The following is a 12,390-nucleotide window of genomic DNA, read 5'->3' as shown; positions in this document are numbered from 1 at the left end:
TTACAGCTCATAACTAAAGCTGACACCTGCTACACGCGGCTCACCATATTGCACGTAAGTCTGCGTGGCGTATTCATTTACTGGGTTATTACCGAATTGGAAGCCACGATTGTAGGTGTCTTCATCCAGCGCATTACGCACCCAGAAGTTCAAGCCCCAGTAGTCTGCTTGATAAGCGATGCTTGCGTTTAACAAGTTAACACTCGGCGATTGTGAGTTGTGGCTGTTTGAGAAGTAGTACTCATCTTTGCCTTCCATCCCTACATTCACTGCTAGTGCATCGGTGATATTAAAACGCGCATTCATCGCGTATTGATAATTCGGCGCTTGCGCTTGTTCTCGGCCACTTTGGTCAACACCATCCGCGGTCACGAAGCCATCAATTTCACTTTCTAGCCAACCTAAGCTGCCGCTCAGTGTTAAACGCGGAGATAAGGCGTATTCTCCTTCAATTTCTAAACCGTAGTTATCACCGCTGCTGCCGTTATCGAAGTAACCTGCAAATTGCTGTCCTTCAGTTTTCCACGCTTTCAGTTGAATGTTGTCGCGGTACATGTAGAAGGCTGTTATGCGCAGATTCAAACGCTGGTCAGCCGATTTACCCTTCACGCCAAACTCTGCATTCCACAGGTATTCCGGATCAAAGGTGCGATGATTCAAAAAGAACTCCGCATCTTGGCTGAGGCCTTCATCGTTTGCTTTGGCAATTGCTTCGGCATTGATACCACCTGCTTTATAACCACGGCTAACACTGGTGTAGATCATCGTGCGTGGTACCACTTGGTATTCAAGGGCGACTTTACCGCCAACCATGGTATCGTCGATAGATTCACTCACGCCGTAGATATCGCTGTAATCGCCTTCGTTGCGCTCAACGCGCAACCCCGTCACAAGGCGAGTCTTATCACTGATTGGCGTTTCGATTTGGCCATACAAAGCGATGTTTTCACTTTCGTAGCTGGAAGTGAAATCCCCTTCGTTCCACGTATATTGGCGCAGTAAGTCAACATCTCGAGATTGGTAGTACACACCGCTTACCCAGTTGCCGCCTTTGCTGTTAAAACGCAATTCGGCTGTATTGTCTGTTCTATCGCGTTGATAACTATCCGTTGAGCTATAACCCCAAGGATGCAAACCCGCTTTACATAATGCCGGTTGTGCTGGGTCATTACACACCCAATCTTCGTCATAGCTGTAAAGTAAATCAGCATCTAATGCTGAAAGGTTCAGTTCCACATCAGCGAAATCGAATCCGGTGTAGATATTACTGAGATTGAATGCATTACTTTCTTGCACGTCTTTACCAGGCTGGTCAGCGACACTGGTGCGGCTGTTATCGAGCGTGAATGCATCATAGCCATTGTCGATGTCCATAAAATGGCCAACCAACTCAATACGCCAATGCTCAGTTAACTGAGAGTGCAGCTTTATACGAGCTACTTGCTCATCAATACCTTGGGTGTCATCGCGGCCAAGGTAGGCGTTTTTCATATAACCATCTGACTTGTTTTGGTAGAAACTCGCACGAACACTGCTTTTTTCACCAAAACCAGTTGCAGCGGCCACACCCGCATCCCACGAGTTGTAGGTACCCATGCCGAGTTTTACTTTAATGCTTGGTTCGAGCGTTGGATCGGCACTTTCCATGTGAATCATACCGGCTAGTGCATCGGCGCCAAAGCGAGTTCCTTGCGGGCCACGATAGATTTCAACTTGGTCAACGTCGAACAACATCGCCGCACCACCAAGACCTGAATAGTTAATACCATCAATGATCATACCTACAGATGGATTAATTGGGTCCACAAATTGTGAACGCAGGCCAATACCACGCACCTGTACAAAACGGCCACGTGAGGCGCCAGCAGTAAAGTTAACATTGGCAGCTTGGTTTAACAGTTCATCTAGATATTTGGCATCACGAGACGCGATTTCGATCTCAGAGAAAAGGCTTGCGCTAGCGCTAAGCTCCTGAATAGACTCACTTTTAAAATCACCTGTCACAATAATACGTTCGATATCACGGTCATCTGCGAAGGCGCTAAAACTCAGGCTTTGGGCAACAGCCGTTGCCAATAAACATAAACGTGCATTCATGCTGGGGGTGGTGTCCCTACTGGATTTAATTAGGACACCGAGTCTAGCAAAATCATGTCACTAAATGAACAACTGCAGGCAAAGTGTTACGCATCCAGCTTAGAGCGCTTTCCTTTAAGGTATGCACTTCGAAACGCAATAAAATGCTCTTCCAGTTTGAGGGCCGCTTGGTGTTCGCCCGCTAAAGCCAACACCATGATGGCCACTTCTGCGGTTCCGAGTTGATGGGCATGTGGCGCAACGCGTAAACGGTAGTCGGATAAACGTTCAGGACTGATTGATAATACGGGCAAGCCGTCCAGATACGGCGACTTACGAATCATTTTTTTAGCTTCCCGCCACGTGCCATCTAAAAAGATAAATAAAGGTGTTTTGTTATCTTGGCGTGCGACCGAGGTGCACACTCGCTCTGGTTCAATTCCTTCGCTTGGGAAGACTACAAACGGTTGATATTGTGGATTGGCAATCAAGGCTAATAATGCTTCATCTGGATCGGTTCTATCCCAACGAAAGGCGTAGTTATCAGGTACGATATCGGCAATTAAACGACCCGTGTTTGAGGGCTTAAAGCTCTCATTGTGATACATCAGCATACACACCGCAGCGTCGCATTGCGCTGGCTCAACTCCATCACAGATACATAAAGACTCTGCCAACAAACATTGCTCGCAACGACTAAGTTTACTTCCACGCGCTTTATATTCACGTTTTGCCATTGCTATTTGTTGGGCTCGCAGTTTTAATACTGAATTCGTCACTCGCCTAGTTCTCTGGTGTTGCACTTTGACAGGGGCGCGTATTGTAGAGCAAATAAGGAGCAATTCATATGATAACCATGACCGACAGTGAGCGTCTCACCTACCGCCTTATGTCCCTTGAAGACGGTGATTTGTTTTACGAGCTAGATCAAGACCCTGCCGTGATGAAACACATCAATGGCGGTAAAGCGAGTACTCGCGAAGACATAGATAATGTGGCTCTGCCGCGCCTTGCAAAATACCTCAACCCGGAAAAAGGATGGGGGCTTTGGCAAGTAACAGAAAAATCATCGCAACAATTTCTTGGATGGATTTTGGTCAGACCCTACCAGTTTTTCTCAGAGCAACCACATTGGCATAATTTAGAACTGGGTTGGCGTTTCAAACAAATGACTTGGGGCAAAGGCTATGCAACGGAAGCGGCGCAACACATTCTCAATACACTGGCTGCACAATCCAATGCGACACACTTCTGCGCTATCGCTGAAGAAGCCAATTTAGGCTCTGTTGCTGTGATGAAGAAACTCGGCATGCAGTATGTAAGAAGTTACACCCACCATGACCCTATGGGTGATTGGGATGTTGTTTATTACGAAAAAAATGTAGCAGGCTAAGTACGTTAGCAATTGTAAGCTGATGTAATGTTCTTTTTCGGTTACCTTGAACTACACTGTTAAAAGTTTGTAAATAATTTGTTTTGCAAAATTTAACAAAGTAGTTTCAAGGAGCCCCTATGAAACCTTCCATCGTTGGTGCAGCAATCCTATGTGCCTGTGCAGCAGCGGCATATTTAACGAATGCCAAGCAACCTCAAGTCGCAAGCGCCACTTCACTGAGCCCGGTTCTCCCCGTAGACATCGACCCAGATGGAGGCTCTTTAGACGCCCTACAACATGCGTTTGATGTTTTTTCGTGGCAATCCTTTATTGCTCTAAACTGGCCCGCAACTGCCGATGGGCAAGCCGACACAACGAGAGTCATTGGCGAATCAGGCGATATGGTAGTGTGGCAACATTACAAAGAAAGTCGCGACATTTTTTTACCTAACGGAAAAACACCACCCGCATGGGGAGAGCATAATCCGCCACCCAGCGTATGTAACGCGCCCAACGGAGCTATACTGCTCTCACAAGTTGGTAAAACACCCAATGTGCTTGATGAAAGTGGTGAACCGTTTCAAACCGGTCCCTTGATTGACCAAAACGGTTTGTATACACGTTTTGAAATTCTCACCAATCAAGTGATGTTCGATTACATCATTAATAACGCTTTGTATAGCCAAGAAGGGCAAACCCAATTCGCTCAAGAAGCTGACTTCCCACAAAGCGCCACAGGAAAAGATGGCGCCATCATGATCAAAGCGGCGTGGAAAGTGATGGGGGATGGCGACGATACAAGTACCTTCTACACCACCAAAGCCTATGTCTATGACAATCCCGATGAGAATGCAGGCGTCAAAGCGCATTGCTCTGAGCAGGCCGTCGGTTTGGTCGGGTTTCACATTGGCACAAAGATGCAAGGTACACCGCAATGGGTTTGGTCTACCTTTGAGCACATCGACAACGTGCCCACACAAGGCCAGCCAGCAAGTAAGTCGCACTACAATTACTACAATGCCAATTGCGAGAATTGCACCGCGGTCAATACACCGCCGCCGCGCCCTTGGAATCCAAGCAATAAAAACACCCCACCCTCTCAAATTGAACGCGTTATTGCTATTGATGAAGCAACTACAGCGCTCAATGCCAAATATCATGCCATGCTGCAACAAGCGCAAAGTGATTCTGTGTGGGTTAATTACGAACTTGTGAGCACGCAATGGCCGACTGATGCAGACAGCACTACCGATCCCACAGGCGCACCCGCTCCTAAGTTCCTCGCTAACACGACATTAGAGACATACATCCAAGGCAAAGTGAAACAAACTTCCTCCAGCTGCATCAATTGCCACAACAACGCCACGATGACCAACGGTGAGCCATCTGATTTCACCTATTTGCTGCAACGTGCCCAAGCCCAAGGAGGCAACAATGAGTGATCTTACTAATTTTGTCGAACTCAGTGCGCTACTGACAGGCTTCAACAAAAGCATCATCGCCCCATCACTGGATGTAGACGATATGAAAACCCTCTACTTGAAGGTGTGGCAAGAAAAAATCGATGCGCTACATGGGGGCTTAAGCAGCGATATTCTCAGCGCCTACGAAGTTCTCAGTAGTCAAGGAAAAACACCAACGCAAATCGGTGAATACCTACTTGATGATGCGCGTGGTTCTGATTTCATTTTTGCATGTCGGGCCCTTATTTACCTTTGGTATATGGGCGCTTGGCCGACTGTCGCGGCAAATAACAGCCGCACTGATTTTGACATTATTTCTGCGACTTCATACAGCAAAGCATTGGTATGGCAAGTAATGCAAGCACACCCAATGGGAGATTCTGACCTGCGTTATGGTTATTGGGCACAAGCCCCAGCACCACTGAGTGATTACACAGGAAACACTAATGATGATGAGGGAGCACAATCATGAATAACACAGATTATGACGTGGTAATAGTGGGCGCTGGCATCGCTGGAGGCATCGTTGCCTATGAACTCGGTAAGGTGGGTAAAAAAGTACTTATTCTAGAAGGTGGCCCTGCCATTCCCGCTGACCGCTCCAATTATATGAATACCTTTTACAAGGCTGCTGCGAAAACCCCTGAAAGCCCTTATCCGCCAGCCACGCAAGCAGCTGTGCCAAGTAGTGCAGACAACCCTCTTGGTTTGCCCGACCCAGCTAAAGAAAACACCCCCCGTTATACCGTATTACAAGTGGGTTCATGGCGAAAACCAACGCAGTGCTATTTCGATTACCCAGACCAAGACCCAGGCGTGACAGGTACAAGCCTCAATGCCAAATTTGCATTTGCCAGTTCATATGAACGCATAGGTGGTGGCACAACATGGCACTGGCTAGGCACCTGCCTGAGATTGTTTCCACAAGATTTCGCATTACACACCCTTTATAAACAAGGGGTCGATTGGCCTAACGGCGAGCAATTTTATCAAGACCTTGTGCCGTTCTATGAAATGGCCGTCAATGAAATTAACGTCGCTGGCGACAAAGTCCAAATCGACAAACTTTACAGCCAGTTTAATGTTGACCCTACAGGCCAATACGGCGCGAATTACGACTACCCCATGCCGGGGATTACACCTGCGATGCAAGATGTTGCCTACCAAAGCGCAGTGACTGGTTGGAGTTATGAGGGTAACCCAGTGTATGTCACACCCACACCACAGGGACGCAATTCTCGTCCTGGTGAGCGCCGTCAGTGTGCGGGCAATACCAACTGTATCCCCATTTGCCCTATCCAAGCTAAGTACGATGCCACCGTAACGCTTGCCAGAGCGCAACAAACTGGCAATGTAGATATCTGGTATCAACATGTCGCGTGCAATATTCAACTCGATCCTAATACGCAACAGGTGAGTGCGGTAGATTATCTGAGTTACACCACGGCTAATGGCATTGCCACAGGCAAAGGCTCCGTCACCGCGAAGCAATTCCTACTTGCCGCTCATGCCATTGAGACACCAAAACTCCTGCTCATGTCGAACAAGAACCCAGGATTTGAAACAGGCGTTGCCAACAGTAGTGATCAAGTGGGTCGCAACCTGATGGACCACATTATGTATCTTGGCTGGGGATTAGCAAAAGAGCCCGTTTACCCTTACCGTGGCCCTCTTTCAACAGGTGGTGTCGAGTCTTTACGTGATGGTGAATTTCGCCATCAACGTTCCGCATACCGCATTGAAATAGGTAATGAAGGATGGCAATGGGCCGCAAATGATCCAGGTACGACTCTCGCCGATTTTGTGTTTGGACAAAATAATTCACAACTTAATGGTGATTCAGTCAACGAGCAGGGGCAGCCATTGCGCTTTAATACCAAGCTGCCTGCGAACGCCAAATTATTTGGCGAACAACTGGTGCAAACCCTTAATCAGGTGTACACCCGTCAACTACGCTTGGGCTATTTAATTGAGCAGCTTCCGGATCCTGATAACCGCGTTGAGTTATCGGATACCCTCAAAGATAACTTGGGTTTACCGCGCCCTAAAGTGACCTATCGATTAGCCTCGAATTATGAGCGCGAAGCCTTTGTCTCGGCTAAAAAAGTAACCACGGAAATTTTTAATAAGATGGGCGCTACCGAATACACCCAAGATCCCGGTGAACCCAATCTGAGCAATACCCCAGATGCAACATCGAATAACTTTCAGTACCGAGACACTGCCGGCACCTTACACAACTTTAAGTTTTATGGTGCAGGGCATATTGTGGGTACCTACCGAATGGGTTCAGATCCCAAAACATCGGTGCTCAATCATCGCCAACAGTCATGGGATCACAGCAATCTATACATGGTGGGTAGTGGAGTATTTCCAACGATAGGAACCGGAAACCCAACACTGACTATAGCCGCTTTGGCATTTCAAGCTGCGGGCTATATGCTCGAAGATGCGCAAGGAGCAAGCTCGTGATAAAAACAGCCGTTCTCGCACTCACTTGCTTAATGGGGTGCGCCTCGCTTGGCGCACATGCACGCGAAACTCAAGCACTGCACACTACTGATTCATTTCGGAGCCTCAGTGAACAAGTCATCGCATGGGGGAAGCCGAATAATACATTGGTGGTAATGGACAATGACGACACACTCACTATGATTGCTTGCCCCGACGCGAAAGATTCAGATAACTGCCAGTATCTCGGCGGTGCAGCGTGGTATTCATGGCAAAGTGAACTAGTTAAAGCACACGCACCCATGCGTATTGCTGATAACAGCGCCGATTTGATTGAAGCGTCTGACTTACTGTTTGCACTCAATACTATGGTGTATACCAAAGATGATGTCCCCACAGTCCTCACTGCGTTAGCGCAAATGGGTGTTCACCTTATGGTTGAAACGGCGCGCGGTAATCAGACTATTTCGGCAACAGAAGACCAATTCACAGAACTACACATTGCATCTACATCTAACTTACTCAATCACATTGATACCAACGCACCTAAATTTGCAGGGTTGAGTAGCTTAGCCAGTCCTTATATGTCATGTGATAGCGGTTCCACTCGCAGTATTTCTTATCGCTCGGGGGTGATGTATTTGGCAGGTCAGGACAAAGGCAACAATCTTTTATGCTTCTTGCAGCAGTACAACCAAGATAAACCCGCTGATGCACGCTTAAATCACGTACTGTTTATCGATGACACCCTTAAGAATGTAGAAAGTGTTCACAAAGCCTTTGCAGCCCAGCACGAATATCAGCTGGTTGCTTTTCACTATACCGCACTAGCAGACCATAAACAGGCATTTACACAAGGTGAAATGGCGCAACAATACCAAAATAAGGCCACTGAACGCTGGTGCAATATTGTATCTGGTATGAAAAGTAACTTTTTGCACCCCAGTTATACTCATCCCTGTTCAGCAAAAAATTAAATTTGTAACTTTTTATGCCATAAAGAGATGCGACAGAATTCGCATCTCTTTATTTTCATTATTTTTTCTCCACTTCTTTTGTGACTATGCTCGCAGCAACAGCCTCAACTTGTAATACCCTGTAATAAACTCCCCTTAAAATTAGGCTATATTTTGAACTAACCACTTAAATTAACACCGGCTTAATGAGGGAAGAGAAGCCATGAACAGAACCGATTGCTTTATGTCGCTAAGCAGCACACTTTTACAGTGCAATGCTAGCCAACCTATGCACTATTTAGACGATAGCGTTATTTGTTATGAATACATGCCAGTGTGGGTTGAGAACACAGAGCACGAACGCCAAGGTTTATCCGAGCGAGTATTAAGTACCTTTGAAGCATTACAAGAAGTAAAACCTAAGCTGTCTGAGGAGCAATTGAGTGATGCTATGCTGTCTGAGAGAAATGGTTCGGACTTCGTTAAAGCGTGCCAACAACTCATGTACCTTTGCCAACAAGGCTATTGGCCTTCAAACCGTCATATTGGTTAGCAATGGGCAAGAAAAGAGTCTCATAAAGTGCTTCACCAGCACACATAAAAAAACCCGGCATGAAAACCGGGTTTTTTATTCAGTGTGAAAAAGTAATTACTTCTTCTTTACTGCCTTTTTGTTTGGTAGGTCAGTGATTGAACCTTCAAAGATTTCTGCAGCAAGGCCGATTGATTCATTCAGCGTTGGGTGAGCGTGGATAGTTAGCGCGATGTCTTCACCGTCTGCACCCATCTCAACTGCTAGGCCAATTTCGCCCAGCATTTCACCTGCGTTGATACCAACCATAGCACCACCGATGATACGACCCGTGTCTTTATCAAAGATAAGCTTAGTTTGACCTTCAGTGCGCGCTGAAGCGATTGCACGACCTGATGCCGCCCACGGGAATACCGCAGTTTCAATCTTCAAGCCTTGCTCTTTCGCTTCTTTCTCAGTAACACCAACCCACGCAATTTCAGGATCTGTGTACGCGATTGAAGGAATACACTTAGGATCGAAGAAGTGCTTCTGACCAGAGATAACCTCTGCAGCAACGTGACCTTCGTGAACCGCTTTGTGCGCAAGCATAGGCTGACCTACGATGTCACCGATTGCGAAGATGTGGTCTACGTTTGTCTTCATTTGCTTGTCAGTGTTGATGAAGCCACGCTCGTCAACATTTACGCCCGCTTTGTCAGCGTCAAGAAGCTTACCGTTAGGAGTACGGCCTACAGCAACAAGCACTTTGTCATAACGGACTGGTTCAGCTGGCGCGTTCTTACCTTCGAATGTTACGTATAGACCGTCATCTTTAGCGTCAACAGCAACTACTTTAGTAGAAAGCATTACGTTGAACTTGTCTTTTACGTAGCGTTGGTAAATCTTGATAACGTCTTTATCAGCCGCTGGTACTAGCTGGTCAGCAAATTCAACAACGTCGATTTGTGAACCTAGAGCACGGTAAACAGTACCCATCTCAAGACCGATGATACCACCACCTAATACAAGTAGCTTCTCAGGAACATCTTTAAGCTCAAGCGCACCCGTTGAATCGATTACACGATCATCTTCTGGGATGAAAGGTAGATTAACAGGCTGAGAACCCGCAGCGATAATAGCATTGTCAAACGTAATCGTTGTGCCATCAACGTCGATGGTGTTGCTGCCAGTGAATTTACCGTAGCCATTCACTACTTTCACTTTACGCATCTTCGCCATGCCGTCTAGACCACCAGTCAATTGACCGATTACAGACTCTTTCCAATCACGGATTTTGTCTAGGTCGATTTCAGGCTTGCCGAAAGATACACCGTGAGACGCCATTTCGCTTGCGTCATCAATAACTTTAGCAACGTGAAGTAGTGCTTTAGAAGGGATACAACCAACGTTCAAGCACACACCACCTAGCGTGTTGCGTGACTCAACTAGAGTGACTTCTAAACCTAAGTCTGCAGCGCGGAAAGCTGCAGAATAACCACCAGGACCACCGCCTAGTACAACGACTTGTGTTTTGATTTCGTTGCTCATGCTATTACCTTATTTTGTCCGAACGGGAAGCAATAACGAATAATTTCATTAAACGGTCATTGCTCACAAAAATTGTGCAAAGATTGTATCATTGCCATGTATAAAAATCCCAGTAAAAACCGTTTACTGGGATTAAAGTTGTCTTACATTACCAAGTTGCGAATATCGCTTAGGTAATTTGCCAGCGTCACAGTAAAGCGTGCTGCCAACGCACCGTCAATTACACGGTGGTCGTATGAACAGCTTAGCGGCACCATTAAGCGCGGCTCAAACTCTTTACCATTCCACTTCGGCTTAAAGTCAGACTTAGACACACCTAGAATAGCCACTTCTGGCGCATTCACGATTGGTGTAAATGCTGTACCACCAATGCCACCTAGGCTCGAAATAGTGAAACAGCCGCCTTGCATATCTGAAGATGTCAGCTTGCCATCACGTGCTTTTACTGAGATTTCCATCAGCTCACGAGACAGTTCCATGATGCCTTTTTTGTTCACATCACGTACCACTGGCACAACAAGACCATTTGGCGTATCTACAGCGATACCGATGTGCACGTACTTTTTCAGGATCAAGCTTTCACCGTCTTCTGATAGCGACGAGTTAAAGGTTGGGAATTCTTCCAACGCTTTCGCTGCTGCCTTCATTACGAACACAAGAGGAGTAATTTTAACACCTAGCTTTTTCTTCTCAGCAAGAGCGTTTTGCTCTTTACGGAATTGTTCTAGGCTGGTGATATCCGCTTCATCGTATTGTGTAACGTGTGGGATATGCACCCAGTTACGATGCAGGTTTGCACCCGATAGTTTTTGGATACGTGAAAGTTTCTTCTCTTCGACCTCACCGAACTTGCTGAAGTCCACTTTCGGCCATGGAATAAGATCCACACCAGCACCGTTACCGCCTTTGCCAGCATTACCTGATTCAACTTGCTTCACTAGCTCTTTCACATAGTTCTGCACGTCTTCTTTAATAACGCGGTTCTTACGGCCTGTGCCTTTTACTTTTGCAAGGTTAATACCGAACTCACGTGCTAAACGGCGAACAACGGGTGATGCGTGAGCATAGTCACTGTTCTCAACGAAGTCTTCACGTTTCGCTGGCGCTGGGCCACCTGCTTTTTGAGCAGGAGCTGGCGTCGCAGCGGCTGGCGCACTTGCTGGAGCAGCCGGTGCGGCCGCGGGCGCTGAGCCTTGTACTTCAAAGGTGAAGATAAGCGAACCTGTGCTTACTTTGTCGCCTACATTCACTTTTACTTCTTTAACCGTACCAGAGAAAGGAGCTGGCACTTCCATTGATGCTTTGTCACCTTCAACGTTCAGAATAGATTGCTCTTCTGACACGCTATCACCAACACTCACCATGACTTCGGTCACTTCAACTTCGTCACCGCCGATATCAGGTACAACCACTTCTTTGATTTCAACACCACCACTTTGTGCTGGCGCAGTAGCCTCAGCTACAGGTGCTTGTGCTGGCGCTGAGCCAGCCGTTTCAAAGACAAACACAAGCGAACCGGTTTTCACTTTATCGCCTACGTTTACTTTGATTTCTTTAACAACACCCGCTTGTGGCGCTGGCACTTCCATTGACGCTTTGTCGCCCTCAACACTCAGGATTGATTGCTCTTCTTCAACGGTATCGCCAACACTTACCATGATTTCAGTGACTTCAACTTCATCATCACCGATATCTGGTACATTAATTTCAACACTTGCGCTAGCACCCGCGCTTACAGCAGGTGCTGCTGGTGCAGGAGCAGCTTCTTGCGCTGCACCTTCAAAAATCATGATCAAGGTGCCCGTTGATACCGTGTCACCTTCAGCAATCTTGATTTCTTTAACCACACCCGCTTCGCTTGCAGGAACTTCCATAGAGGCTTTGTCGCCTTCCACAGTGATAAGCGATTGCTCAACTTCAACCTTGTCGCCAACAGCTACAAGAATCTCAGTTACTTCAACTTCATCGCCACCAATGTCTGGTACTTTAATTTCAATAGTCATTGCT

At 46.8% G+C, this 12,390-nt stretch carries 10 protein-coding genes; 6 read left to right on the top strand and 4 right to left on the bottom strand.

What is annotated here, in order from left to right:
- Together ACH19P_RS04445 and ACH19P_RS04440 are read right to left on the bottom strand one after the other, a co-directional pair.
- The gene (locus ACH19P_RS04445) at nt 1-2,097 is read right to left on the bottom strand and encodes a TonB-dependent receptor (RefSeq protein ID WP_462157292.1); all 2,097 of its coding nucleotides are present in this window, start codon (nt 2,095-2,097) and stop codon (nt 1-3) included.
- Nucleotides 2,098-2,183: 86 nt separating this feature from the next.
- Complete coding sequence (locus ACH19P_RS04440; protein ID WP_462157291.1) at nt 2,184-2,855, bottom strand: tRNA-uridine aminocarboxypropyltransferase; 672 nt, start codon at nt 2,853-2,855, stop codon at nt 2,184-2,186.
- 68 nt (nt 2,856-2,923) lie between these two features.
- Here ACH19P_RS04440 and ACH19P_RS04435 point away from each other — a divergent pair, with 68 nt between their 5' ends.
- The 6 genes from ACH19P_RS04435 to ACH19P_RS04410 all read left to right on the top strand — a co-directional run bounded on the left by ACH19P_RS04435 (nt 2,924) and on the right by ACH19P_RS04410 (nt 8,874).
- On the top strand, nt 2,924-3,469 hold the full coding sequence (locus ACH19P_RS04435; RefSeq protein ID WP_462157290.1) for a GNAT family N-acetyltransferase: 546 nt from the start codon (nt 2,924-2,926) through the stop codon (nt 3,467-3,469).
- Nucleotides 3,470-3,588: 119 nt separating this feature from the next.
- Nucleotides 3,589-4,893 (top strand): hypothetical protein, encoded by a 1,305-nt coding sequence (locus ACH19P_RS04430; RefSeq protein ID WP_462157289.1) that lies wholly within the window; start codon nt 3,589-3,591, stop codon nt 4,891-4,893.
- Nucleotides 4,886-5,386 (top strand): hypothetical protein, encoded by a 501-nt coding sequence (locus tag ACH19P_RS04425; protein WP_462157288.1) that lies wholly within the window; start codon nt 4,886-4,888, stop codon nt 5,384-5,386. Before ACH19P_RS04430 ends, ACH19P_RS04425 begins: the two co-directional genes overlap by 8 nt.
- The gene (locus ACH19P_RS04420) at nt 5,383-7,386 is read left to right on the top strand and encodes a GMC family oxidoreductase (protein ID WP_462157287.1); all 2,004 of its coding nucleotides are present in this window, start codon (nt 5,383-5,385) and stop codon (nt 7,384-7,386) included. Before ACH19P_RS04425 ends, ACH19P_RS04420 begins: the two co-directional genes overlap by 4 nt.
- A complete protein-coding gene (locus tag ACH19P_RS04415; protein ID WP_462157286.1) occupies nt 7,383-8,342 on the top strand; it encodes a DUF2608 domain-containing protein in 960 nt (319 codons plus the stop codon). The genes ACH19P_RS04420 and ACH19P_RS04415 overlap by 4 nt, the downstream gene beginning before the upstream one ends.
- Before the next feature lie 202 nt (nt 8,343-8,544).
- Nucleotides 8,545-8,874, top strand: a complete 330-nt coding sequence (locus tag ACH19P_RS04410; protein WP_462157285.1) for a hypothetical protein — start codon at nt 8,545-8,547, stop codon at nt 8,872-8,874.
- Between the two features lie 96 nt (nt 8,875-8,970).
- On the opposite strand, the gene lpdA is transcribed toward ACH19P_RS04410, so the two are convergent.
- Together lpdA and aceF are read right to left on the bottom strand one after the other, a co-directional pair.
- Nucleotides 8,971-10,383 (bottom strand): dihydrolipoyl dehydrogenase, encoded by a 1,413-nt coding sequence (gene lpdA / locus ACH19P_RS04405; RefSeq protein WP_347391613.1) that lies wholly within the window; start codon nt 10,381-10,383, stop codon nt 8,971-8,973.
- A gap of 143 nt (nt 10,384-10,526) precedes the next feature.
- A complete protein-coding gene (gene aceF, locus ACH19P_RS04400; protein WP_462157283.1) occupies nt 10,527-12,386 on the bottom strand; it encodes a pyruvate dehydrogenase complex dihydrolipoyllysine-residue acetyltransferase in 1,860 nt (619 codons plus the stop codon).
- Between the last annotated feature and the right edge of the window lie 4 nt (nt 12,387-12,390).

The organism is Pseudoalteromonas sp. GB56, assembly GCF_054923835.1.
This window is presented reverse-complemented; position numbering and strand designations above follow the sequence as displayed.